The sequence below is a fragment of the Falseniella ignava CCUG 37419 genome (assembly GCF_000301055.1).
GTDB classification, from domain to species: Bacteria; Bacillota; Bacilli; order Lactobacillales; family Aerococcaceae; genus Falseniella; species Falseniella ignava.
This window is the reverse complement of sequence record NZ_JH932301.1, coordinates 114451-141340: the sequence shown is the minus strand read 5'-3', so window position 1 is coordinate 141340 and position 26890 is coordinate 114451. Positions and strand designations below refer to the sequence as shown.

General features: G+C 39.7%; 22 protein-coding genes. 8 read left to right on the top strand and 14 right to left on the bottom strand.

Going from position 1 to position 26890, the window contains the following annotated elements; translation table 11 throughout:
- Position 1: 1 nt before the first annotated feature.
- From HMPREF9707_RS04845 to manA, 3 genes are read right to left on the bottom strand one after another with little or no spacing between them, the layout of a single operon-like run.
- On the bottom strand, positions 2–949 hold the full coding sequence (locus HMPREF9707_RS04845; RefSeq protein ID WP_006701573.1) for an ABC transporter permease: 948 nt from the start codon (positions 947–949) through the stop codon (positions 2–4).
- A gap of 35 nt (positions 950–984) precedes the next feature.
- On the bottom strand, positions 985–2487 hold the full coding sequence (locus HMPREF9707_RS04840) for an ABC transporter substrate-binding protein (protein WP_006701572.1): 1503 nt from the start codon (positions 2485–2487) through the stop codon (positions 985–987).
- A gap of 10 nt (positions 2488–2497) precedes the next feature.
- Complete coding sequence (manA, locus tag HMPREF9707_RS04835; RefSeq protein ID WP_006701571.1) at positions 2498–3469, bottom strand: mannose-6-phosphate isomerase, class I; 972 nt, start codon at positions 3467–3469, stop codon at positions 2498–2500.
- Between the two features lie 312 nt (positions 3470–3781).
- On the opposite strand from manA, the gene HMPREF9707_RS04830 reads away from it, so the two are divergent.
- Both HMPREF9707_RS04830 and HMPREF9707_RS04825 read left to right on the top strand, forming a co-directional pair.
- Positions 3782–5557, top strand: coding sequence for an oligopeptide ABC transporter substrate-binding protein (locus tag HMPREF9707_RS04830; RefSeq protein WP_006701570.1), 1776 nt, complete (start codon positions 3782–3784; stop codon positions 5555–5557).
- A 143-nt stretch (positions 5558–5700) separates the two neighbouring features.
- Positions 5701–7317, top strand: a complete 1617-nt coding sequence (locus tag HMPREF9707_RS04825) for an NAD-dependent malic enzyme (RefSeq protein WP_006701569.1) — start codon at positions 5701–5703, stop codon at positions 7315–7317.
- Between the two features lie 98 nt (positions 7318–7415).
- Here HMPREF9707_RS04825 and HMPREF9707_RS04820 read toward each other — a convergent pair whose 3' ends face one another.
- Complete coding sequence (locus tag HMPREF9707_RS04820) at positions 7416–7985, bottom strand: GNAT family N-acetyltransferase (RefSeq protein ID WP_006701568.1); 570 nt, start codon at positions 7983–7985, stop codon at positions 7416–7418.
- A gap of 205 nt (positions 7986–8190) precedes the next feature.
- Here HMPREF9707_RS04820 and HMPREF9707_RS04815 point away from each other — a divergent pair, with 205 nt between their 5' ends.
- Entirely contained in the window at positions 8191–8685 is a 495-nt protein-coding gene (locus HMPREF9707_RS04815) for an ECF transporter S component (RefSeq protein ID WP_006701567.1), read from the top strand.
- A 72-nt stretch (positions 8686–8757) separates the two neighbouring features.
- Here the strand turns inward: HMPREF9707_RS04815 and HMPREF9707_RS04810 are convergent, their stop codons facing one another.
- The 4 genes from HMPREF9707_RS04810 to HMPREF9707_RS04795 form a co-directional block, all read right to left on the bottom strand.
- Positions 8758–10347, bottom strand: a complete 1590-nt coding sequence (locus tag HMPREF9707_RS04810) for a hypothetical protein (protein WP_006701566.1) — start codon at positions 10345–10347, stop codon at positions 8758–8760.
- A gap of 135 nt (positions 10348–10482) precedes the next feature.
- Positions 10483–11148 (bottom strand): hypothetical protein, encoded by a 666-nt coding sequence (locus HMPREF9707_RS04805; protein WP_006701565.1) that lies wholly within the window; start codon positions 11146–11148, stop codon positions 10483–10485.
- 89 nt (positions 11149–11237) lie between these two features.
- Complete coding sequence (locus HMPREF9707_RS04800; protein ID WP_006701564.1) at positions 11238–12083, bottom strand: LCP family protein; 846 nt, start codon at positions 12081–12083, stop codon at positions 11238–11240.
- A gap of 83 nt (positions 12084–12166) precedes the next feature.
- A complete protein-coding gene (locus tag HMPREF9707_RS04795) occupies positions 12167–12865 on the bottom strand; it encodes a hypothetical protein (RefSeq protein WP_006701563.1) in 699 nt (232 codons plus the stop codon).
- A gap of 160 nt (positions 12866–13025) precedes the next feature.
- Between HMPREF9707_RS04795 and mgtE the strand changes: the two genes are divergently transcribed.
- Complete coding sequence (mgtE, locus tag HMPREF9707_RS04790; protein WP_006701562.1) at positions 13026–14429, top strand: magnesium transporter; 1404 nt, start codon at positions 13026–13028, stop codon at positions 14427–14429.
- 305 nt (positions 14430–14734) lie between these two features.
- On the top strand, positions 14735–15106 hold the full coding sequence (locus tag HMPREF9707_RS04785; RefSeq protein WP_006701561.1) for a hypothetical protein: 372 nt from the start codon (positions 14735–14737) through the stop codon (positions 15104–15106).
- A gap of 612 nt (positions 15107–15718) precedes the next feature.
- Here HMPREF9707_RS04785 and HMPREF9707_RS04775 read toward each other — a convergent pair.
- Positions 15719–16636, bottom strand: a complete 918-nt coding sequence (locus tag HMPREF9707_RS04775) for a sulfurtransferase (protein ID WP_006701560.1) — start codon at positions 16634–16636, stop codon at positions 15719–15721.
- A 244-nt stretch (positions 16637–16880) separates the two neighbouring features.
- Positions 16881–18023, bottom strand: coding sequence for a trans-sulfuration enzyme family protein (locus HMPREF9707_RS04770; protein WP_006701559.1), 1143 nt, complete (start codon positions 18021–18023; stop codon positions 16881–16883).
- A gap of 170 nt (positions 18024–18193) precedes the next feature.
- Here HMPREF9707_RS04770 and HMPREF9707_RS04765 point away from each other — a divergent pair, with 170 nt between their 5' ends.
- Positions 18194–20047: a beta-N-acetylhexosaminidase gene (locus tag HMPREF9707_RS04765; RefSeq protein ID WP_006701558.1), complete on the top strand. Its 1854-nt coding sequence runs from the start codon at positions 18194–18196 to the stop codon at positions 20045–20047.
- A 148-nt stretch (positions 20048–20195) separates the two neighbouring features.
- Here HMPREF9707_RS04765 and gltX read toward each other — a convergent pair whose 3' ends face one another.
- Genes gltX through HMPREF9707_RS04745 form a run of 4 tightly spaced genes read right to left on the bottom strand, consistent with a single transcriptional unit; the run spans position 20196 to position 24782 of the window.
- Positions 20196–21686 carry a glutamate--tRNA ligase gene (gltX, locus tag HMPREF9707_RS04760; RefSeq protein WP_006701557.1) on the bottom strand — a complete coding sequence of 497 codons (1491 nt, stop codon included), beginning with the start codon at positions 21684–21686 and terminating at the stop codon, positions 20196–20198.
- A 32-nt stretch (positions 21687–21718) separates the two neighbouring features.
- Positions 21719–22819 carry a PIN/TRAM domain-containing protein gene (locus HMPREF9707_RS04755; RefSeq protein ID WP_006701556.1) on the bottom strand — a complete coding sequence of 367 codons (1101 nt, stop codon included), beginning with the start codon at positions 22817–22819 and terminating at the stop codon, positions 21719–21721.
- A gap of 33 nt (positions 22820–22852) precedes the next feature.
- Positions 22853–24250 (bottom strand): DNA repair protein RadA, encoded by a 1398-nt coding sequence (gene radA / locus HMPREF9707_RS04750; protein ID WP_006701555.1) that lies wholly within the window; start codon positions 24248–24250, stop codon positions 22853–22855.
- A gap of 19 nt (positions 24251–24269) precedes the next feature.
- Positions 24270–24782, bottom strand: a complete 513-nt coding sequence (locus tag HMPREF9707_RS04745; protein WP_006701554.1) for a dCTP deaminase/dUTPase family protein — start codon at positions 24780–24782, stop codon at positions 24270–24272.
- Positions 24783–25022: 240 nt separating this feature from the next.
- On the opposite strand from HMPREF9707_RS04745, the gene HMPREF9707_RS04740 reads away from it, so the two are divergent.
- Together HMPREF9707_RS04740 and HMPREF9707_RS04735 are read left to right on the top strand one after the other, a co-directional pair.
- Positions 25023–25958: a C39 family peptidase gene (locus HMPREF9707_RS04740; protein WP_006701553.1), complete on the top strand. Its 936-nt coding sequence runs from the start codon at positions 25023–25025 to the stop codon at positions 25956–25958.
- A 12-nt stretch (positions 25959–25970) separates the two neighbouring features.
- Positions 25971–26849 carry a cation diffusion facilitator family transporter gene (locus HMPREF9707_RS04735; RefSeq protein WP_006701552.1) on the top strand — a complete coding sequence of 293 codons (879 nt, stop codon included), beginning with the start codon at positions 25971–25973 and terminating at the stop codon, positions 26847–26849.
- Positions 26850–26890: the final 41 nt, after the last annotated feature.

Genomic DNA, 26890 nt, shown 5'->3' with positions numbered 1-26890 from the left:
ACTACACCCCTTCTTCTGTATTGCCATTGATGTATTGGTATAATATATCCGTCACAACGGAGATGACAATCACCATCGTGGTGATAAATAAAATCAATCCTTGCAACAACATTAAATCACGCTGCTCCACGCTCACTAACAATAATCGACCTAACCCAGGAAGTGAAAAGACCGTTTCAACCACGGTCGTTCCTCCAATCAAGTGCGCAAATTGCAATGAAGATAGCGTTAAAGGCGCCATCATCGCTGATCTGAGTGCGTAGCGAATAATCCGACGCCGCTCACTTAACCCTTTCATCCGGGCACTCATCATATAATCTGCCTCGAGTGCATCGTACATTGCCGAACGGGTCTGACGAATTGTCGGTCCCATTTGCGTCAGAGTTAACACCATTGTCGGTAAGAGTAATTGATATAAACTCCCCCAAAATCGGTTCGTCAAATCGATGTCCGGGTGTACTGAGAACCATTGGCGTCGCGCTGCTAGATAAGTTAACGCAATCATTCCCAACCAAAAACTAGGAACCGCCCCGCTTAATTGTGTAAACAAACGAATTAAGTAATCTAAGCCGCGACGTCGATATAAAGCGGCGAATGTTCCAAGAAACGTTCCGAAAATCAAACTAAAGAAAGTAGTAAGGAGTGCGATTGTCAACGTTAACGGCAAACGTGAACGAATCAAATCACTTACCGCACTACCGTAGTAATAACTGGTCCCTAAATCTCCTTGTAAAACAGCGGTAATCCACTCCCAGTATTGCACCAACAGTGGGCGATTTAACCCCATCGCTTCCCGTAGTTGAGCGACACTCTCTGGGGTCGCATCAATACCTAAGATTAAGGTGGCTGGGTCTGCTGGGATGACTTTTAATGCTAGAAAAGTAAGTAAAGTAACAGCAAAGAGGACTCCAACCCCCTGTAATAATCTACGAATGATATATTTCAGCATCGGAATCCTCCTTTATATTACTTTTTAAGTTTTCTCTAACGATATGATAAATCACTATACGGCATAATATCAATTGGGTAGGTCTCATATCCTTGAATTTCTTCACGCATCGCCATTAATTGCGCTGGCGATTGAATATAAACCGCTGGTACTTCTTCCGCCAAGATTGTCTGTAACTCTTGATAGAGCACATCGCGTTCTGTCGCATCTTGAATTTGTGACACTGTCTCTAAGATTTCATCGACGCGTTCGTTTGAATAGTTGAAGTAGTTTTCTGGACTTTCGCTATGATAACGCGCCAGCCACTGATACGAATCGAGACGTCCAGTATGTCCTACAACCGTTAAGTCGTATTGACGTCCTTGATAAACATTCTCTAACCAGTAAGCCCATTCTACGACTTCAATCTCGACTTGAATCTTTAATTGTTTTAATTCTTCCGCAATTACTTGCCCGGCATCCACATACATTTGGTAATCTTTCGGCAAGTACATCTTCAATTTAAAACCATCGCCGTAGCCAGCTTCTTCCATCAATTGCTTCGCACCTTCGACATCGTATGGAATATATTCTGATAAATCAACATAGTTTGCTAAAATCGGTGGATAGTGCGAGCCAATTTTTTGGCCATCATCCGCAAAGATATGCTCAATTAAACTTTCTTTGTTGACCGCCATTGCAATCGCCCGACGGACTTGAGGGTCTTTTAGATACTCATTTTCCTGATTCATCGGCATTAACTGGATACCATTCATCGGATTGGCAATCACTTGATAACCCGAAATTGTTTCGACCAGCGGACGTTGTTCGCCTGAAATACTCATAAAGTCCACTTCGCCACTTTGCATTGCCAATACACGTGCTTGCGGATCTGGAATATTACGCATTTCTACCGTCCGAATCTTTGCTTGCGTTAAGGCACCTTCGTAAGCCTCTAATAGAATCCGCTCTTGAGGTGTCCACTCAACGAGTCGGTATGATCCTGTCCCGACCGGTTGAGTCCGTAAACTATCTGCCACACCTGTTTCAACAATGGCTGTCCAAGCGTAAGCGAATTTTGAAGGAAGATCGACATCGAGCTCCTCAGTGGTAAAGCGCACTTCGTATTCACTGACTGCTTCCATCTCGATAATATTTTGATAATCTTTTGCACGAGGAGAGTCCTCTTCTTTTAATCGTTCAAAAGAATTTACGACTGCTTGAGCATTGAACGGCTCTCCATTATGGAATTGCTTCCCTTCAACTAACTTAAAGGTAATTTGGAGCCCGTCTTCTGACACTTCCCAACTTTCTGCTAAACCAGGCTGCAATTCACCTGCTGGGGTCACCTTAACGAGCGTATCATAAATATTGCTAGTGACTTGGAAGGTACTCGCTGCCACTGTCCGTTGTGGATCTAACCCATCCGGATCCACAGAATAGGCAACTCGTAGACGATTAGCATCAAACTCTGAAGCCGACTGAACTTGTGCTGGACTTAGAACCATTTGGCTTAAGCATAATAAAGCTACCATCATAAAAGCAATTGTCTTTTTCATAATAACTCCTTTAATCATTTGATTTTGAAATAATCATTTCAAGTTGACCTGTAACATCAAACTCCCTATGACCCACAGGAATAATAAACGCTTCACCTTTCTTTAGGCTTAAAGTCGTTTCCTTAACTTGAATTTCTCCCTCACCTTCGATTACAGTCAGTAAGTAAAATTCTATTGGATTAAGAGAAAATCTCGCTGTTTGACAACACTGCAGCTTCCAAACAGTAAAGTATTCTGATTCAATGAGTTGAGTCACCTCTCCACCCAGTATACTAACAGCATGTTTTTGACTTTGAATATTTTGATCAGGTATCGTTGTTACTGCAAAAGCATCTGCAAGATGTAGTTCTCGTAAATTACCTTCAGAATCCAATCTCTCATAATCATAAACACGATAGGTTGTATCAGAATTTTGCTGAATTTCAAGAATACAAACTCCTTCTCCAATGCCATGTATTGTCCCCGCTGCAACATAATAAAAATCTCCCGCTTTCACAGGGATTCTACGTAAAAGCTTATCCCACTTTCCTGTCGAAACCCATTGTTCAAACTCCTCCTGATTTCTCGCATTGTGTCCCAAAACAATTTCGGATCCAGGCTTTGCAGAGATAACATACCAACACTCTGTTTTTCCTAACTCACTTGCATGCTCTAAGGCATAGTCATCATCTGGATGAACTTGAACCGATAATCGCCCTTTTGCATCAAGAAACTTTACTAATAAAGGAAATTTTTTGGTTGAAGTATTGATTTTTGAAGAGGACTCAAAATACTCTCGATGTTTTTGATACAATTCATCCAGTGTCCATCCCTTATATTCATTTGGAAAATCAACAATAGACTGGCCATTAGGATGAGCACTAATAACCCAAGCTTCTCCTGTTGTATCCGAAGGGATTTCCATTCCAAATTCTTCCCTTAAAAGGGTACCCCCCCATACTTTATCATGTAAAGATGGTAATAGCTTTATGATATTAAACATTTTTCACCTGACCTTACCGTTATTTTTCATTTACCTTATTCTACCTGATATTCCTATGTTTTAACAAAAATATCAGTTAAATTTATGTTAATTTATCATTTGAAGATGGGTGAGTGTTCAAAACAATACTTTTCCTCTTGTGAAATACTTCATCTGCGATAAAATAAAAACAAATAATTTCTTAAAAAGGAGTGTTATGAACTTTGTCTAGATATTGATATTCCATAATTCTAGCTGTTCCAGCTATCTATTATCGTCGCTGCACTCCGAGTGATAAACTGAGTGCTGTCAACTCTTATTGGAGGTAATCTTTTGAAAAAATTAACACAAACTATTTTAGTCTCAACTTGTATTACAACTCAAATCTTAGGTTCTATTCAAGCTGCTTTCGCTACCGAAGAAGGCGAAACACCCGCAAATCATATTTTAGATTTTTCAAGTGTCATTCAAAATGAAGGTGAAGCCATTGAAGGTGGAACCCTTCGTTACGCTGTTGTTAGCGATGAACCTTTTACCGGAGCTTTCAACGATATGTTCGATACTTCTGAATCCGATTCTTTGATTATGTCGTTTATTAGTCCGGACTTATATGGCTATGATGAAAACTTCGTGATCGATGATTCTGGCTTCGCTAAAGTCCGCCTTGATGCGGATAAACTTACCGCGACAATCACCATTCCTGAAGGCCATACATGGCACGACGGAGAGCCGATTACAATTGATGATGTCATCATTCCTTATTATATGATTGGTCACCCAGACTACTCTGGTATTCGTTATGGCTACGAATTCCAAAATGTGGTCGGCATGGATGAATACCATGAAGGTAAGACTGATACGATTGAAGGGCTCGAGCGTGTCGATGATCACACCTTAGTGATTCACTACAAAGAATTTAGTAATTCTGCGCTACAAGCGAATGGGATGGTTAGCAGCTTTATCCAACCTAATCATATTTTCAAAGATATTCCGATTGCAGAGTTAGAAGATAGCGAGTATGTCCACGGTAACCCCGTTGGTTTCGGACCCTTTAAAGTCGAATCCTTTACACCGGGTGAATCGGTAACACTCACTGCTTTCGATGATTACTACAAAGGACGCCCAAAAATTGATTACTTACAACTCGACACTGTTAGCAGTGCGACAGTCGTTCAAGAACTAAAAAATGGGAATTATGATATTGCCGATCTACCTACTGACCAATACGATCTATTCAAAGACGCATCGAACTTCCAAGTCGCAGGTAATTTAGCGAACGTCTATACCTATATTGGCTTTAAAATGGGACATTGGGATGATGAGTTAGAAGAAAATATTTATGATGAAACACTCCCAGTAAGTAATCGTGAATTACGTCGCGCGATGGCACATGCAGTCGATAACAATGCCATTGGTTCACAGTTCTATTCAGGACTGAGACATCAAGCCAATTCATTTATTACTCCGAACTTTGCCGACTATTACAATCCTGATCAATCTTACCCTGAATATGATCCAGAACTCGCCAAATCCATTCTTGAAGAAGCTGGTTTTGTCGATGTCGATGGCGACGGCTTTGTCGAAGACCCTGAAGGTCAACCTTTAAAATTAAACTTTGGTTTCCAAGCTGGCGGTGAGGTTGCAGAACCGATTGCCACTTATTATATCCAATGTTGGCGTGATATTGGCATTGATATTGAATTAGTTGACGGCAAGTTACTTGAAATGAATTCGTTCTATGAGCGACTTCGAGGCGACGACCCTGAATTTAACGTCTATCAAGCTGCTTTCGGTCTGGGCGGTGACCCGAACCCGGGTGAATTCTTCGGTCGCCAAGAATTTTGGAATTACACCCGTTGGACGGACGAAAAGAACGATGAGTTGATTGAACGCATTAATTCAAAAGAAGCTTACGACTTTGATTTCCGTAAACAAGCTTACTACGATTGGCAAGCTTATATGATGGAAGAGCTTCCTGCCATTCCAACCCTTTTCCGTTACAACTTAACCGCTGTTAACAACCGCGTCTCACATTGGGATATCAACAATATCCAAGACATTGACTGGACGCACGTTCAATTGTTAGCTGATACACCGATTAAACAGTAAAATAAGACCCCGATTTCAAGCTCCTACAATTGTAGGGGCTTTTATAAAACTTACCATCATATTCTCATAAACTGTTAATGCCCCTTTGATTGATAATATGTTAGAATGATGATAGCGAATACAATTAATTGGAGGTTGTTAATGTGAATGATATCCTAGCGAACCCTTTTACAAATAAAGGAACTGCCTTTACGGAAGAAGAGCGTCAACAATATGGCTTAGTGGGACGACTCCCTGCCAAAGTAGAAACAATCGCAGAACAGAGTACACGCGTTCTCGCTGCTTTACACGAATTACCAACGAATTATCTTAAACACTTATCATTAATGGATCTTTATGAGGAGAACCGCACTCTATTTTTCTACACAGTTATCCATAATATTACCGAGTTGCTTCCAATCTTATATACTCCGACCGTGGCGGATGGCATTATGAATTTCTCGAGAGATTTTAAAACACCACGCGGCGCGGCTTATTTGAATGTGAATGAACCTGAACGCATCAAAGAAGCACTTCTTGCAGCTAGCGAGGGGCTTGATGACATTAAAATGATGGTCATCACCGATGGCGAAGGTATCTTAGGAATTGGGGATTGGGGAGTTCAAAGAGCTTGGATTACCACCGGTAAATTAGCGGTCTATACCGCAGCCTCCGGTATTAATCCAAAATCAATCTTACCGGTCTCGATTGATGCAGGAACCGATCGTCAAGAATTGATCGATAGTCCTTACTATCTTGGATTGAAGCAACCCCGCCTAAGAGGTGACGACTATTTAGCGTATATCGATCAATTTGTTGAAGTAGCTAAGGAAGCGTTCCCGAACGTACTTTTTCACTGGGAGGATTTCGGACGTGACCACGCAACGCAAATACTTGATCGCTATCGCTATGAAATCTGTACCTTCAATGACGATATCCAAGGAACAGGGGTGATGATGAATGCGGCGATTGCTGCAGCTTGTCAAGTAATGGGGGAATCACTTGAAAATCAACGCGTCTTAATCTTCGGAGCCGGATCTGCAGGAATCGGTATTGCTGATCAAATTACCAACGAACTGCAACTCAAAGGAATGTCATTTGATGAAGCGAAACAAAATATTTACTGCTTCGACCGTCTTGGATTAGTGCGGCAAAATGAAGAAGGAAATATGACATCCGGGAAAGTTCGCTACGCGCGCTCGCTGGAGGAATTCCCAGAACCGTTAATGGACTTGTCTGAAGCCATCGATATCATCCAACCTTCAATCTTAGTTGGGTGTTCAGGACAACCGGGCATGTTCACGCAAGAAGTGATTGAGAAAATGTGTCAATACAATGAGCGCCCGGCGATTTTACCGATTTCGAATCCAACATTGCTAAATGAAGCGCAAGCATACGAAGTGATTGAATGGTCGAAAGGAAAAGCCCTCTGTGTAACAGGAAGTCCATCAGACCCTGTAGAATATGAAGGAACAACATTCACGATTGGTCAAGCTAATAATGCCTTACTTTATCCAGGTCTAGGCTTAGGTATTGTGATTGCCCAAGCTAAACATGTAACAGACAAAATGCTTAACGCAGCTGCGCATGGTATTGCTTCGCTACAAGACTTAAGTTATCTCGGTGCACCAATCTTACCGCATGTTTCTAAGCTTCGTCAGGCTTCTAAGCTCGTTGCTAAAGCTGTTATCGAAGCTGCGATTGAAGAAGGGATGGCTCAAGTAGAGATTCAAGATATTGATGCTGCGATTGACGAAGCCATCTGGCAAGCTGAATATTAATTATTACTAATAACAATAAACCGACTTCTTTTGAGGAAGTCGGTTTTATCGTTAAAATGAAATGATAATAATGGAATGATTACACTAATCTACATCAATTAAAGATAGCCTAAAGATAAGTCCGAATGTAAAACGCTGTATTGCTTCACATCCATGTAATTGCCATGCTTATCTTTATAAGCTTCACGAATACGACCCTCGTAGGTCATACCGGCTTTCTCCATAACACGCCCACTGGCTTCATTATCAACATGGTGATAAGCTGAGATACGATGGAGATTCATTAAATCTAATCCGTATTCCAACACGGCACGCAGCGCTTCGCTCGCATAGCCTTGATTCCAGTAATCCCGTGCAATAACATACCCCGCTTCAGCGGAAGGTAATTTTTCATCAAAGCTGTGCAAACTAACTGATCCAATCGGCTGATCAGGGGTTGATTTCGGGCAAATGGCCCAGACGTAACTCGTCTTTGTCAAATAACCGTTCATCCAAACTTTCAAAATACGTTTGGTGTCTTTTAAACTTTGATGCGCCATCCAACTTAAATAATGGACCGTCTCTTCATCACTTGCCCAACGCTCAAACATCACTTCTGCATCTTCCATTCGAAATGGACGCAAAATTAATCGTTCGGTTGAGATGATATTTACACCTGAGTATTGCAATTGTAGTCCCCCTTATCCTGAAAATAGATTGCTACCATTATGACACATCTTGTCTAAAAATGTAAGCCTTTTTATCATTTTATTTTAATAACATTTATTGATACAATATTTCAGACATTCACTCATCACTCTATTTTGGGTATAGCAATTTTGACATGTCTATGGCATACTAATCATAGCAATAAACCATAGGAGGTTCGGAAAAATGAAAGAAAAAAATATGACTTATTATTTAATTATTAGTGCCGTATTGGCTGCTCTGACTGTCATTATGACAATGATCGTTCAAGTCCCACTTGGTGCAGGATACTTTAATTTAGGCGATGCGGTCTTAATGATTGGCGGACTGCTCTTAGGTCCTCAATGGGGGTTCTTAATTGGCGGAATTGGTAGTGCTTTAGCCGATATCTTTGCTGGATGGGCGAATTATGCGCTCTTCACATTTTTCGTGAAAGGGTTGGAAGGGTTCCTAGCTGGCTACTTATTCCATCGCTTCCACAATCGTCTGGCAGCAGTGATTCCAGCGGGTCTCGTGATGGCGCTAGGTTATTTTATCGTTGACAGCATCTTATATGATGTTGCTGCAGCTACCGCAAGTATCGGTGGTAACCTTCTCCAAGGATTAATCGGTGCAGGCGTTGCTTTCTTACTCTATCCTCTAGTGCAACGTGCGCTTGCTTCAAGTCGTGCAAAACTCTAAATATATCACCATTGATCGTTTATAAAAAAGCTAGGATTATGAGGGTCACCTCAAATCCTAGCTTTTACTTTATTATTCAATATCTAAATGCTTCCAATCGACAGGGAGTAGTTTATACATCTCGCGATATTCATTAACTAATTCTTGGCGTTCTTTATTTAATCGGAACGTAAGCAAGATATTTGATAAGCCATCAAGTTCTTCTTCAGATTCTCCTTCAGTGGATTCACCTTCTGGTGAAGCTGCTTCGTCATCGTTAGGACGCTGACGGACCCCAACCATATCACCACTGAGTTCATAGACAACCTCATCCAGTAACATTATTTGACTGTTTTGAATATCGAGTTCTTGAACTAACTTTTGATATTGAACCCAAGCCTCATCTGATAAAGCTTGCTCCTGTACCGAAGTACTGCGGCCTGGAATTTGATTAATATCGGATAAACGTGTCTGATCTGAATAGACTAAGTATAGTTGATCAAAATCAAACAAATAAGCAATCTGGTTATTCGATGAACTGTAATATACCGCACTACGTGGTGGCAGTTGGCGTAAACCTTCCATTTCAAGCTCATACTGTGTATCTTGTGGAGCCACATAGATAGCAATATCATCTTCGATATTATTCAATCGATAATAAATAATCTCGCGAACGGTCTCTTTCGGCTTGACTTCTTTTTTCGTAATGGAAGTCGTTCTCTCGGCTGATTCATTATTTTCAAGACGTACAGAACGATCAATCTTTGGCAGTTTATATTGTTGCATTGTAAGTGCGTTGTAGCCTCGCTCACTGTCTTGGACAAGCAATACTTGCGTAATCCACTCTTTGTAATAATCTTTATCAACCTGGTCGGTCTCATTCGTATATTCTACTTCGATACCTACCCAATAGTCGTTCGACGTGTTACCCGCTTCACCGGGAGCTAACAAGTATACTTGTTCAAGAGTATATTGGCGCTCTCCTAGTTGAATGATTTGATTGCGATCAAGTTGTTGTGTATGGTTCGGTACGACAACGGTCTCAACCACTTCAGGCTCAAAGATTTCAGGGTACATTGCTTTTAATATTTGGAATGTATTACCAAAATCTCCGGCTGGATCGTGCTCAGTAAATTGTTGAATTAACGCATTCATTACCGCATCCTCTGGCAATTGATCCAACTGTTCTTGCGTTAATAATTGGGCTTCGAGCATCAATTGTTTGGTCGTTTCAACTAAGTTGTTTTCTTGAATAAATTTTTGAGCTTCTTCTGCAGTCATCTGTTGATCCGGACCATTCACAATTTCAGGATACTGACTGGCGATTACGTGGAAAGTTCCTGGAACAGTCGCTTCCCCCGGCGCAATCGTCAATTGATAATAAAGCGCTTGGTAAATCGCCTCACTTGGAAGTCGATCTATTTTTGATTGACTTAAGTATTGTTGCGTCACTAACTCATGCTTCATCGCTTCTACTAAATTATTCGATTGAATATAAGCTTGAGCTTCTTCGGGAGTATAAAGATTTGTTTGTCCTTCTGCTTCACTCTCACCTTGTTCATTACTTGATTCTTCTTCCTGTGCTAAAATTATCGGATAATTCTGTATCAAAGAGCCAAACCCACTAGCTAGAATGACACAAGCTAGCGTTCCTTTCAGCCAACGTTTTAATAAATGACACATATGTGTTCCTCCTAAATAATCTCATGGATAATATATAAATTTAATTAATTTTTACGAGGAGCATGCAAATTCATAAACTCCTGTGTCCCATTATACTTTATTTTAGGTCAAAGTTAAACTTTCTAGCTAAGTGCCTTATTTTTCCAATAAACGCTGTGACATACCACTAAAATAATTCAAAGTTGTGGTCACTACATATTCATCCGTCTCAGAAGTCTTTGTCTTAAATTGATCGAGTAAGAGACCCACTTTTGGTGCATAATAATACTTCTGCTCGATGGTTGGGTCTGGGTCATGTACGGTGAGCTCAATCACATTTAGGTAGCGAGCGCCACCTACTTCAAATTGCTCCAATATATCGGTCACTTCGATGGTCTGTTCTTTACGGTAACCATGTTGATATTTAGTGCCAATTTGAATCTCTGTTGGTAGAATTAACGAACGTTGATCATCTCTTGCATCTGCCTCTTCTCGATAATCTACTCCGGGCTTCGCATCCGGAAAATAAGCCTCTTCATAGACCCCATCATCAGTAATTCGATAAACATAAGCCATTCGAATTCCTGGATTATTAATTACAAATTGATAATAACCTTCAGAATCAACCCCATACTCCAAGGTCACTTGCTGCTCAGCAAACTCATTCCCTTCGCCAAGATAATCATAATGAAGAAAATAAGTGTAAGGCGCATAGTCTAATCCACTCGCTATCTGCGCTTGCGCATCAACCTGCGGAATCAATGATACCAATAGTCCAATCCCAAGCACCACTCTTAAGCAATTGTATAGTTTCTTTCTCATTCTCGATTCTCCCCTTTGATAAATAACAAAAAGTGGTACTTTCATTAAATCACGGAATTAACGAAGATACCACTTATATCAATATTTTATTATTCGCCCGTCTCTGTTTTGATAAGTTGCTTAATTTCTTCAAGCGAAGTCGGATCAATCACATCGAAGTATACCCCATCGATGTATTGGCCTTCACCTTGTAATTGATGGAACTCAATCTCCCCATTAAAATCATGATATGACGCAAAAAGACGTGTCAATGAGATTAAGCCTAGATTCGTATCCAAATCCTCACTCAGTGATTGGAATAAACCAATAGCCTGAGTCACACCGGTGATTTCATCACGCGCTAAATCAAAAACTGCCGACATTAACTGACGTTGACGTTCTTGACGTCCATAGTCGCCACCCGAATTATTTCGTTCGCGGACATAGGCTAACGCCATCTCGCCATCCATCGTGACTGGAACGCCTTCTTCAAAGGCATAGCCATCCAATTCAAAGGTTGCTAGCGGGGTGATTGTCACGCCTCCTAACGTATCAATGACTTTACGAAACGCAGCCATATCCACCGTCACATAATGATCAATCTTTATATCTAACCACTGCTCAACCGTCTGAACAGACAACTTGCTGCCTCCTAAAGGATAGGCTGCATTAATTTTATGCGTACCATGTCCTGGTACTTCCACATAAGAATCACGGGGAATACTCGTTACCGTCGCGCGATTCGAAGTATCACTAATAGTTACTAGCAACATCACATCTGTACGCCCAGCGCCCTCATTACCAACTGTATCGATATTATCCGCCGTATCGACTCCCATAATTAAAAAAGTCGATGCATCACCACTTGCTGAGACTGAAGGACCGAATAAATTCAATCCAATTCCTAAACTTAATAGTGTCATCATTAAAATTATTTTCTTTAATCGTTGTTTCATTTTGTTACTCCTCTAATCTTGCTATAATTGCTTAGCTATTATACATAAGCTTCAAGTAACTTTCAAAGAATTTTTCTAGAATTTTACTCTTTAATTCCACGATGTCGTGCGCCTGTAACATATTCAGCCGATTTCACGACGTCATCATGACCGATAATTGCAGAGATAGAAACGAGCTCATCATCTTGTGATTCAACTTCTCTCACAGAACCCCATTGATAGACCAATAAATCTTCTCCGCGCATATAGCCGATAAATTCAGGTTCACCTAACACCTCAAGTAACGGTTTCAACTCTAATTGTTGATAAAGTTCTTTAAATTCATCTTCCGTTATACCCAGTGGCAATAACATTTTTGGACTGCGATATTGACGCTCAAAGCCAATCACTTTTCCATCTTGAATCATTGCTTTTAAGATAATTACTTGCCCTTCTTCAATACTTATCCAACCGAGCGATTGTTTTGTCCCTTGTTGTTCTTCGAAAGTTGCTTCGGGAGCAAATTCCAGCAATTGATCTTCTGTTAGATCGTGTTGGCGAATTTCTTCGAACAAGTGTTGATAGAATTCTTTCATTTCTTCTCCTGAAATTACTTTGCCCTCATGATACTCTAACTCGCCTGGTGGTAATAATTGTTGTTGGATTTCATTTGTTTCAAGAGTTAACTCGATTTGAGCAACTTTATCCCGTTGACTTAGTTCAATATTTTGAGCGAAAACGCTCAGTAATCCGATTTGCACCGTAATAGCCATTAATAATAAATAACGAATCATTGTTTTCATCTTATTTCCTCCAAATTATCCTCTTCCTTAATAAGGATAAGTCAATTACTGCTGAAGTACAATCACTTTCTTTCAATAGATTCTGCTTCAACTTTCAAGTCAAAGGATAATAACGTATAATGAATAGTATGTTCAAATAAAATGAAAAGAGGGTGATTCTATGACACAAACAAACAATGATACACACCATGATGAACTTCAAGTTCAAGAATACGTTGAACCTGAAGTATTCGAACAATTGATTCGTTACGTTAAGAATGGCAACCGTGAGGAATTCCGTGATATTTTCCTCCGCCTTCACGATTACGACCAGGCACAGTTGTTCGAAATTCTCTATCCTGAGAATAAACGTAAAATCTCTCAAATCTTAACTCCGGATGAGTTCGCCGACTTATTCGAGTATATGAATGTCGACAATCAGAAAGAAGCACTGGAATATTTACCAGATTCTTATCTAGCAGAAGTCTTCTCAGAATTAGCCGACGACGATGTGGTCGACTTACTTCAAGGATTTAAACCCGAAGAACAAGAAGATATTCTAGACCGGATGCACTTAGAAGACCGAATTGACATTGAAGCGATCCTATCGCATGCACCGGAAACCGCCGGTTCGATTATGACCACCGAGTTAATTCGTGTACATGAAAGTGACACAGCTGATGAAGTCATCCAACAGATGCGTCAAATCGGCCGTCAATCTGAGACGATTTACTACATTTATGTCGTCAATGAGCACGACCAATTAACCGGCGTTGTCTCACTTCGTGATGTCTTATTATCACCTGGCAATGAAGTCATCCGCAACGTTATGAACACGCAACCTGAGTTCGTTGAAACCAGCGTCGACCAAGAAGAAGTGGCTAAAGTCATCCAAGACTATGACTTACTTGCCATTCCAGTTGTAAATCAAAGCCGCCAACTCGTCGGGATTGTCACCGTTGACGACGTGATGGATATTATCCAAGATGAGATGGAAGAAGACTTCCGTAAATTCTCGGGTATCTCCGGTGACGATGATGATTCAGCAGATAAGTCCATCTTAAACATGACCAAGCAACGCGTTCCGTGGATTATTATCCTGATTCTATTAGGACTTGGTTCTGCAAGTTTAATTTCTGCTTATGAAGAGACTTTGGCTCAAGTGGTAGCACTGGCTTCCTTTATGCCAATTATCCTCGACTCTGCTGGTAACGTTGGGACACAATCCTTAGCTGTTTCCGTCCGTCGTATTACCTTAGCGGAAGAGTCGGATGAACCTTTCATCAAGCTCGTCCTGCGTGAATTTTTATCAGGAATTTTAATGGGCTTAGCTTCTGCCGTTACAATTGGTATTATCGCCTTTGTTATGTATCAAAATATCATCCTATCCTTTATTGTGGGAGTTTCACTATTAATTACATTATCCATTGCAACAGTGGTTGGATGTGTCGTCCCAACCTTGTTCAACGCGATTGGTATTGACCCAGCTGTCGCTTCAGGTCCTTTTATTACGACCATCTGTGACGGTTTCGCGTTAATTATGTACTTTAACCTAGCTACTAACCTATTACATCTTCTTAGCTAATTCACATTAATAAAACGGACAATCAGCCCATTCCCTGATTGTCCGTTTTGCAAGGACCATTTTTTGAAAGAATATATGTCTGAAATTTAAAAGTTGCTGTCTGCGCCACAGCAAGGGAGATGGCAGAGGTAATTATTTTGGCCCTTTGCTAATAATAGATACCCAAAAATCTCAAAAATCTTGCTTCAAAACGCAATCTTAATAAATTCTTAAGAATTGAAGTACAACGACTCAAAAGAGATTCTATTATGTGATAGATAAATTCTCTGCTATAATAGGAGTACTATAATAAAGGAGTGATGAGGATGGTTGATTTAAGTAAAGAATTCAAAGATATCCAATCCATTGTTAAAGACGGCACAAGCCAAAATAAAGTTAAACAAACCATTGCCAAGCACGAAGCCCAAGAAAAATTCGATCAATATCGCGATGAAGCTGCGGATATAGCCCAACAAGCCAAAGAACAAGCGAGCCAATGGTTCGAGACAGGTCGAAACCACGCGCAAGATTGGGTTGAAACAGGCCGTGACTATGCTTATGATTTCCAAGATACAGCTTCCGAAGTCGGCCACAATGTACAAAATTACTGGAACCGTCATGGTTCACATATTTATGCGATTGCGATTGCTTTATTAGGTCTTAAGCTCGTTCGAAATTTACGCAAATTAACTAAATAATTTAACGTTAAAAGCTGCAGGCTAACTCCGTCAAGGACCTGCAGCTTTTTAGCTTGGAAGATTACTTCAGGAGGAAATCGATGTCTCTATCTCAATCAAATTCAACAAAAAACATTCCAAAGCGTAATCAAATTGCGACGTCCGAAGGTTTGATATTATCTTACTATGGCGCATTCATTTTGGGACGTTTCTAACCAATTCAGTTTACCCTAAATATTTTGAATCTACCTACGGCATCGATGGCCCCCTGCATCTCGCTAACTTAATCGAAGCGGGGTATGTAATTATTGATAGTGCTCGGGATTCTTTAAAACATCTCAATATGACCCAACTCAAGATGCTATCGACTGAAGTTGGCGCTAAATATTCGAGTTCCATCAAACGTGCTGAACTCGACCAATTGGTTAATGCCCACTTTACAGATCACCAATTGGATGAGCTCGTCCCGGTCCGGGGATATCGTCTCACAGAAAAAGGAGAAAAAACCTGATCAAATAATCAAGCCATCGTAGACCGTCACCCACAAAAGAAATTTTAAGATTAATAAAAACACTTCAGCATGATTTAAACTGAAGTGCTATTTTCATAACTCTATATACATGTTTTGTTGAATTACTTTTCCAAAGGTAAATCATGATTTTCTGTCCATTCTTGCAGTGAACCATCGTACACGCTTACGTTATCTTGTCCGAGTGATTCGATAGCTCTGGCTACATAACTTGCTGCCACACCAAATCCACAATACACAATGACGTGTTTGTCTTCATCTAAGGCACCAATCTCATCGAATCTTTCCTTAAGCATTGATTCATCTAATAAATCTCCAGACTCATCCGTTAAACTACCGTAGAAGATATTCTTCGCTCCAGGAATATGCCCTGCACGGTCTTCACCAAAAGGCGCAACTTCGCCTGAAAATTGTGCCTCATCAAGCACATCAATAATGAGATAGCGATCATCTTCTAATGCCTCAATAACTTGGGATTGATCTACAAATTTATCGGCTACTTCTTGTAAAGATAGTTCCGGAGCGGACTCAGGTTGATTGTCCCCCGTCTCTACAGGACGCTCTTCTTCTAGCCATTTATTAATGCCTCCTTGAAGTACACTTACCTGTTTCAGTCCTGCTGCTTCCAACTGCCATGCTAACCTTGATGCCCAACTATCCGCCTTAAAGTCAACATCATATTGTGGCCCAGAATCATATAGGACAACGTAATCAGAATCTTGAATTCCCAGTGAGGCAATAAATGTTTTCATTTGCTCTTCCCCAGGGTAAGTAAATGGAATGGGCGCATCTTGCACATTCGCTGCGATTAAATCGGCAAAAATTGCCCCAGGAATATGACGTTCCAAGTATAAGTCATAGCCACTCTCGATAAATTCACCCTCTGGGTTCGCAAAAATAATCGTCGCATCAATAATTTTTATATTTTCTTTCTCAATATTTTCTGCTAACCATTCTGTATCAACAAACTTCGGTACAGACTCTGCAAAAATCTGCTGTCCCGATAATAAATTACTCATCATAATGAATACTCCTAGTCATTTCAATATTCTACGCATATTTTATCTCCTTAACTTGGATTAATTATATCGCAACATTAAACGAAACTTAACTAAGTCAGTTTGATATCAATTATTTAAAAACATTGCGATCACCCCATTAATATCTTTATATGTTTATATCGTACAATATTTCTTATATATTAACTATTATTTTTCGAGTCATTCGATATGAAAAAAGAGCCCGACTGGACTCTTTCATCATTCACTATATTTCTTTTAACGCAGCTTCTAAATCAGCGAGTAAGTCATCGATATCTTCGATTCCTACTGAGAAACGAAGTAAATTATCCGTAACACCTTGTTCAATTCGTTCTTCCTCACTTAAACACGCGTGAGACATCGTCGTCGGATAAGAGATGATTGACTCAACTCCACCTAAACTCACTGCGATAATTGGGATTTGAATATGTTGCGTGAAACGATTCACTGCATCTTGGTCTTTCAACTTGAAAGATAATACTGCGCCACCTGAAGTTGCTTGTTGCATCTGAATCTCGTGGTGAGTGTGTGATCTCAGACCTGGATAGTAGACTTTTTCAACTTTTGGATGTTGTTCAAGATATTCTGCAATCGTCTGTGCGTTGCTGACAGAACGTTCCATCCGAATACCCATCGTCTTAACACCACGTAAAACAAGCCAAGCATCTTCAACCCCTAGAATACCACCGAGGTTCTTTTGTAATGTCTTAAGTTGGGTATAGAGCGCTTCTTGATTTGTAACCAACAAGCCTCCTGTTACATCACTATGACCGTTAATAAACTTCGTCACACTTTCCATCACAATATCTACGCCTAAGTTGAGTGGATTTTGGTAGATAAAGGACATAAAAGTATTATCCGCAATGGTCATTAAGTCATGCTTTCTAGCTAGGGCTACGACCGCTTGAATATCTGTAATTTTTAATAACGGATTCGATGGTGTCTCGATATAAATTAATTTGGTGTTTTCTTTAATTTCACGCTCAATATTCGATATATCAGACATATCCACGTAGGATACTTCCATACCATACTTCGGCAAGATAGACGACGAAAATTGATAAGCCCCTCCGTAAACTTCGATTGGAAAAATCAGATGGTCTCCCGCCTCAAATAGCAAAAGTGCGGTTGAGATGGCGGCCATCCCCGAAGCAAAAGACAACCCATATTCTGCTCCATAGAACGACTTAAAGCCTTCGTCCAACGCATGGACGGTTGGATTATCAAAACGAGTATAGGTAAACTCTTGATCTGTATCAAATAAACTTTCTTGGTTAAACGTTGACGTTTGAAACTTTGGAATCGATGATGCCCCAGTATATCGACATACTACCGGATAATCATGTAAAATTTTTGTATTTAACTTCACAAAGAACTCTCCATTCTTTTATATCTATTCTTACTTTTTATTTTACCTTACATAAGAGATTAATCAATCGTTTTCATAGATAAAAATCCAATCATTTAACTTTTGAATTGATTATTATCTAACATTGATTCTATAATAATAACAGGACATATTAAAGGAGTACGATACCCATGCAATTAAATGTTTTGGACACCTCGCTTAATGATAAAGTTAAGCGCCTTCAATCAGAACTTGGTGTGACATTGGATCCCACGGGAGAGACACTCAAGTGTACCATTGATCCGACGCTCAGCCAATCGTCCATTCAACGCATCAATAATACGATTGAACTGAGTGCTACCGATTTACCCACTACCTGGTATTTATTGAAACGGTTAGCTAATGAGCCGGATACCCAGTCACTGACAGTTCAAAAGAACTTTAGACAAGTCGGGATGATGTTAGACTGCTCACGTAATAGTGTACCGAGAGTTTCTTACTTGAAGTCACTCATCCGCCAATTTGCTACGATGGGGCATACATGGTTAATGCTCTATATGGAAGATGTCTATGATGTCCCTGAACAACCTTACTTTGGAGCTTATCGAGGCCGTTACTCGCATGATGAACTTCGTGAATTAGATGCTTATGCCGCGGATTTAGGCATTGAACTCGTTCCTTGTATCCAAACGCTCGCTCATTTAAATCAGTTTATGGAGTGGGAACATATCACAAGTCAATATGGTGATATTGATGATATCTTGAATGTCGGCCGTCCTGAAACATTAACCTTAATCGAGCAAATGATTCAATCCCTACGTCAATGTTTTAAGACTGATAAGATCCATATTGGGATGGATGAAGCCTATAATCTAGGACGGGGTACTTATCTTGATGAACAAGGCCTCAAACCAAAAGTTGAAATTCTCCATTCACACTTAGAAAATGTCCTTCAAATTTGTCATAAATATCAATTTAATCCGATTATGTGGGATGATATGTTCTTCTCTAAATACTCAAAAGTTGAATCCGAAAATTATCAAATCCCTTCTGGGGTTCAACTGATGTACTGGGATTACTATCGAACAGATTATGACGAATACGATCAACGTTTCAAAGAACGTCAAGCGATTACCGACGATTTAGCTTTTGCTGGGGGAGCATGGCGCTGGACTGGGGTGATTCCACATCACAGTAAGACACTCTATACCACTTTACCCGCACTGGAAGCTGCTAAAAAATATGGTGTAAAAGATTTGTTGGCTACATGCTGGGGAGATGAAGGATCTGAAACACCACAAGATGCCATTCGTTTCGGTGCGGTGTTATATACTTACTTGCAATATCATGCGCATTATAATGAAGAAGAATTCGATGCGCATTTACGACTTTATACCGAGCTTTCCCTAGCAGATTGGTTAAAACAGGAACAAGCGGACTTGCTGCCTGAATTCAGTATTCCTGCTTCACTAAATGCGAATCCTTCAAAATATTTATTGTTTCAAGATTTATTGATGCCTTTATTTATTCAATACACAGAAGAACTCGATCAATTAACAGACTATACGAAGCACTTAACACAGCTTGAACATTACTTTGCAACTTTAGAAGCAGGGGACCCACAAGTCAATCACTACTATCAAGCATTAGTAGGGGCTTTAAAATTACGTTGGCGCTTGCCACTCACATTGCGTGAAGCGTATGAAGCAAAAGACCATCAAACGCTCTCAACCATTGCAAACGAAACGATTCCACTCCTAAACCGCGCTCTCGACGAGTTGCTGGATGCAAGACGCGATTTATGGTTAACAGAAGCGAAACCGCAAGGGCTTGAAGTGATTGAATTTCGTATTGGAATGTTGAAAACACGTGGAGAAGGCGTCGCGCTTCGTATTAATGATTACTTAGCGGGTAAGATTGATTCGATTGAAGAGCTTCATGAGCAATCTTATGAACCACTGCCAGACCAAGCAACCAAAGGAGTTCAAACGGCAATCTATGTCCGACAAAATACGATGATGTCTCGTAACAAAATTAGTTGGTAATAAAAATTTCCCTCACCTTTGATCAGTGAGGGAAATTTATTTATTTAAAGATTAATCTTAGAATAACACCTACGAGTAGGCCAACAGCGAAAAGCAATAGTTTTTGATTGCGTGTTAATTGATTTAGTTTCATTCGATTACAACCAATCTAAGCAGTCATACCAATGGCTGATTTCACTTGTTTAATGTGATCTAGTGCTTTTTCTTTACCTAATACTTCGATTAAGTTCGGTAATTCTGGACCATGCATTTGTCCACTCACCGCAATTCGAATTGCCATAAAGAGGGCACGTCCTTTAATTCCAGTTTCTTTTTGAATTTCTTTGGTCAATGGCTTAATATTTTCAGCCACAAATTCATCTTCAGTGAGCGCACTAAGTTTGTCTTCAATCGCTTGAATGACAATTGGTGCTGTCTCAGCCGCCAACTCATCGAGTGATGCTTGATCAAGATGTAACTGATCTCTGAAGAAGAGTTCTGAAAGCTCTACAATCTCTGCGCCATAGCTCATTTCATTATGGTAGAGTGAGACTAATTTTTTAGCCCAATCCATCTCTTCAGAACTTGGGTTTTCGCTCACACGACCTGCTTCTTGTAAGTGTGGTAATGATAATTCTACTACCTTATCTAAATCCGCAGCTTTCATGTAAGTATTATTAATCCATTCCAATTTCTTACGGTCAAAGGATGCGGGAGAAGTTGATAAACGTTCTACATCGAAAATTTCTATTAATTCACTTGGTGAATAGATTTCTTCCTCACCCACTGGAGACCAGCCTAACAACGCAATAAAGTTAAAGATAGCTTCAGGTAAATAACCTAAATTGCGATACTGTTCGATAAATTGTAAGATACCACCATCACGTTTACTTAACTTTTTATTTGTTTCTGCGTTAAAGATTAATGTCATATGACCAAATTCTGGTGCTTTCCAGCCCAATGCTTCGTATACCATTAATTGTTTAGGTGTATTCGCAATATGGTCATCGCCTCGTAGAACATGCGTGATTTCCATTAAGTGGTCATCGATTACTACCGCAAAGTTATAAGTTGGCATTCCATCTTTTTTACGGATCACCCAGTCTCCTGAAATATTTTTAGATTCAAAAGTCACTGGACCTTTGACAATATCGTTCCAGCTATACACTTTATCTTCAGGAACGCGAATTCGAATGGAAGGAATGCGACCCTCAGCTTCATAGGCTGCTTGTTGCTCCTCAGTTAAATTCGCATGCTGACCAGTATAGTGCGGCATCTCGCCGCGAGCGCGTTGGGCTTCGCGTTCAGCTTCTAATTCTTCCTCACTCATGTAGCACTTGTAAGCATAGCCTTCTTCAATTAATTGATCGATATAACGGTTATAAATATCTAAACGTTCAGACTGGCGATATGGAGCATACTTTTCAACAGGGTTAACTGGAGATTCATCCCAATCAATCCCTAACCAAGTTAAGTTTTCCATTTGACTTTGCTCACCATGAGCCAAGTTACGCTTCGTATCCGTATCTTCAATACGAATGATAAAGTCTCCTCCCATATGGCGGGCGAATAAATAATTGAACAGGGCGGTTCGAGCATTCCCAATATGTAATTCACCGGTTGGACTTGGCGCATATCTAACTCTAAATTTTTCTGACACGATTCTCTACTCCTTTATTCATAATACTCTACTTATTCTTCGACGGGCTTGGCAAAAATCATTCGCCCAGCATTCGTCTGGATGGTGCTGGTCACTACAACTTGAATACGTTGATTCAAGTAATATTGACCATCTTCAACAACAATCATGGTTCCGTCATTCAAGTAAGCTACACCTTGCTTACGCTCCGTTCCTGCTTTGATCACTAAGACTTCTAACTGTTCGCCTGGAATTAATACCGGCTTCATCGCATTCGCTAATTCATTAATATTGAAAATTGGAATCGACTGGAACTCTGCAACTTTATTTAAATTATAATCGTTCGTTACTAACGCTCCATCGACCAATTTTGCTAAGCGAATCAGCTTCGCATCAACCTCATCGATATCTTCGAAATCTTTATCATAAAACTCAACAGGTAAGTAATTATTTTTCTGTAGTTCATTGAGAATATCTAATCCTCGCCGACCTTTCGAACGTTTCAAGGAATCCGAAGCATCCGCAATATGTTGCAACTCCTGCAAAACGAAATTCGGAATTAAAATAATTCCTTCCATAAATCCTGTTTCAATGACATCTACAATTCTACCATCAATAATGGCACTTGTATCTAATATTTTATAAGAATGATAAACTTCATTAGCATGATGATTTGATGGTAGTGTTGCAGTAGGGCGTTCATCATTGATTGCGGTGCGAAAAGCATTTTGACGGAAGAAATTAATAAACTCTTCACGTCGACTCATTGCCGTATGGTAACCTACCAGCGCAAAAATAAATGATAAAACAAACGGTAACGTGGAAGAAATAAAAGGTATCTCTAAGTTCACAAAAGGCATGCCTAACAAATAACCTAATATCAGTCCAATACCCATGCCAAATAATCCTAGTAACAACATTGGAATACTCAATCGATTGAGTGAATCAATCAGCCGACGAATAACTCGCTCGATAAATGGCGCGACGATCGTTCCAACAATAATAAATAATAATCCAAAAATAAAAGCATTAAGATAAGGATTCGATAATGTCGATAACTTCAAGTTTAGTTGCGCCCAGATAGCCGGACCAAATGTAACCCCGAAACTTAATCCAATGATTGCTGAAATAAAAACAATCACGCGTTTAAACATTCAAACACCTCCTATATAAATTATAATAATTAACTACGATCGCTTAGAAGGGCGATCTCGACTTGGAAAGACTTTTTCAACCGCTTCTTGAATGGTCTTAACAGGAATTATTTCAATTTTTTCATCGATCTTTAAGTCTTGCGTGTTCGTAAAGGGCAAGAATACCCGCTTAAAACCAAGCTTCGCCGCTTCCTTAATACGTGACGTAATTTGGTTAACCCGACGAATCTCACCCGTCAAGCCAATCTCACCGATAAAAACATCACTAACCTCCAGAGGAATGTTCCAAAAACTTGAAGCAATCCCCATTGCAATAGCTAAGTCAATGGCAGGTTCATTTAATCGTACTCCTCCAGTAACTTTAAAGAATGCATCTTGATTTTGGAGTAATAAATTACAATGTTTCTCCATCACAGCGAGTAATAATGAAATACGACCAGTATCAATCCCAGTTGCAGTACGTCTGGCATTACCATAGACCGTTGGGGTTAATAGCACTTGAATCTCAGCTAAAATGGTCCGTGTTCCTTCTAGAGAAGGGACGATCGCAGATCCTGTTGCGCCAATCACGCGTTCTTCTAGAAATATTTGAGATGGATTCACCACTTCCTTCAGACCCGCTTCTTCCATTTCAAAGACACCCAATTCATTGGTCGGTCCAAAACGATTTTTTACGGCACGAAGTAACCGGAAACGGTTGTGCTGCTCTCCTTCAAAATATAAGACGGTATCTACCATATGCTCTAACATACGCGGTCCCGCAATATTTCCTTCTTTAGTAACATGCCCGACAATAAATGTCGCAATCTGATTCGTCTTAGCAATGGTCATTAAAATCGAAGTTGCTTGGCGAATTTGACCTACTGAGCCTGCGCTACCTTGATAATCTGGAATCATCATCGTTTGAATCGAATCGATAATGACGACATCCGGTGCCAATTGTTGAATGTTTGCCGCAATTAGCGATAAATCTGTCTCAGCCAGCACGTAAAATTGATCACTTGAGAGAGCAATTCGGTCTGCACGCATCTTAATTTGGGATAAACTTTCTTCCCCAGACACATACAAGACACGCTTGTCTTGTGCTAACTGGATTGAAATCTGCAGAAGTAGGGTGGATTTACCGATTCCCGGGTCACCACCAATTAAGACGAGCGATCCCGCAACAATCCCGCCACCTAACACTCGGTTAAATTCTTCAAATTCACTGAGCATGCGACTTTCTTTGCGATACTCAATCCGATCTAAAGTCATCGCTCCTTGGGACGTTGCATCATCAAGCTGCACATGCATCGGTGATTTCTTTGCTGAACCCATATCGATTTGCTCTTCCATCTGGTTCCAAGCACCACAATTAGGGCATTTTCCTAACCACCTTGGTGATTCATAACCACATGCTAAACATTCATAGATTACTTTCTTCTTGGCCATACAGACCTCCTATGATTGATTATTCTCCAGTAGAACCGAAGCCACCTGTTCGCTGCTGCTTGTTAGAAGCTTCATGGTCCGTATCGGTAACATAGTACTTTGTAAAAATACCTTGTGCGATCCGTTCGCCTTTTTGAATTACAATATCTTCCATACTGTAATTAATCAGTTGAACGTAAATATGACCTTCATTATCTGGATTATTGTAATAATCTTGATCAATAATTCCAACACTATTCGGTAGGACGAGATTGCGCTTCAAAGGATTTGACGAACGATTGATAATTTGAAGATATTCATCTTCTAACATATAGGCTTTTAGGCCGGTTGGAACCAGGGTAGAAGGGAAGTAACTTGATGCATCGCGATCAGATTTTCCCTCTTTAAATTGTCTAAACAAACTCGGAATCGTAATGGTCTCTGCCGCTTCAATATCATAACCTGCCGAATGATAAGTAGATCTTACAGGAAGATTAATATTTGCATCTTGATACTTGGAAATTACTTCAAAGCCACGTGTTCTTTTTGTCATTCAGTACCTCCTAATTTAAACATCTTTATATTATAATTAATATTTTTTATTGTTTTATACCTATGATAATGCAATAATATTGTACCACAGTTTTACCGATTTTCCTTCTGACTTCACAGTATTGTCACACTTTTTGAAATATAATGTTTGTATTAATTTATCCAATTGTAAAGCAACAGAAGTGGACATCATTTCATGGTTTTAGTATATTGAAAAGAGATTTAATGAAAGGGGGCCGCCATGTTAACTCGAAAACATCACGTTATAGCCATTATTTCAATTATTTTTACATTTTTGCTAACATGGTTGTTAGTAAATCAGATGATGGCATCTGATGCAACTACTATCCCTCAAAATGAAACGGTTGAAGAAGAAGGAGAAAATCAATCAAAGCCAGAAATTGAAGAATCTCTCGCTGAAGATATTTCTACAGTAGAAGAAATATCTTCTGAACTTGAAACCCTAGAACAATTATTCAGTCAATATCGTGCGGATCAAGCCGGGACTTTTCAGCCGATTGAGTCCTATATTCAAACACATTTTGGCGATCAATTGTTAGAGCATCAACCTGAAATTGTTGAAGCAATCCGAGCGAATCATCTAGATATGGAATATATGGGGCATATTGCGCTACCAAAATATCCAGCAAAGTATGGACCTTATGCTTCAGATACACAACACAATGTTCCACTTTATATTCAAAAATCTCCTGAATTTCGTCATATTAAGTATGGGACGGATGGGACTGGCGAATTAGGAGAAAACGGCTGTGCCATTACTATCTTAGCCATGGTGAAGGCATATTTTGATCAAAAAGATGTCAACCCACAAGAAATTATTGATTGGAGTCAAAATCGATTCTATTTGCATAACCAAGGTACTTCATGGAATATTTTGCATAGTTTTGCTGAAGATTTTGATTTTCAGTTATACAATTACGGGAATGATTTTTATTCTGCAATGACAGCTTTAGATGAAGGGGAAGTTGTCATCGCATCACTCGGTCCAGGAGCTTATACCGATATTGGCCACTTTATCATTATTCGAGGCTACAAAAATCATCAAGTCTTCTTCAATGACTCCAACGACAATCTTGAAGTAATGCATAGTATTCAACCACATGATGAGCAAGCTATCATTCAAGATGCACTCAATTACTGGTCGATAAGCAAATAGGGAGTGAATAACATGTTTCAAAATAATACCCCAAATAACCACACAACGGCTACCCGCGGATCATTCGTGGGTATTATTGTGTACTTAATCTTAGCCGTTAGTAAACTCATAGCAGCTGTAATCTTTAATTCTACAGCTTTAATGGCCGATGGATTGAATAACTTTTCTGATATTATCGCGTCACTCGCAGTCTTTATTGGGTTAAAAATTTCGCAACAACCGATCGACGAAGATCATTACTTTGGTCATGATAAATATGAATCTATTTCAAGTTTTATGGTTTCTCTGATTATGATTTTATTGGGTGGACAAATTATTATTTCATCTTGTCAAAAACTCATCCAACAAGATTTTCAATATGTTCCCATCCAAGCGGTATGGATTCCAGCTTTATCTTTAATTCTCTTATATACTGCATACCGCTATATTCATTATTTAAATCAAAAAACTCAAAGTATTGGACTTAGAGCAACCTTAACCGATATGCGCAATGATTTACTCATTACAGCGACAACAATTATTGGAATTATCGCATCCCAAGTTAATATTTTATGGTTGGATGCACTTATTTCCTTGCTCGTAGGTATTTTAATTATTAAATCTGCATTCGATATTTTCTTAGAAAGTACCCATACCTTAACAGATGGCTTTGACCCTGATGCTGTCAAACAATATCGAGCATTTATCAAACAATTACCTGAAGTTAAAGACGTCCCGAAAATTCGTGGACGCATCTCAGTCAACAAAGTCTATCTCGACGTGACAATCGAAGTGGACCCTCAAATGTCAGTAAAAGATTCTCATCAAATTACTCAACAAATTGAATTATTGATGCAATACAAATTCAGTGTCAGTGACGTTGATGTCCATGTTGAACCATACCATCGATAACCTCGCTAAAAATAAAACCTCACATTTTGTAATGTGAGGGT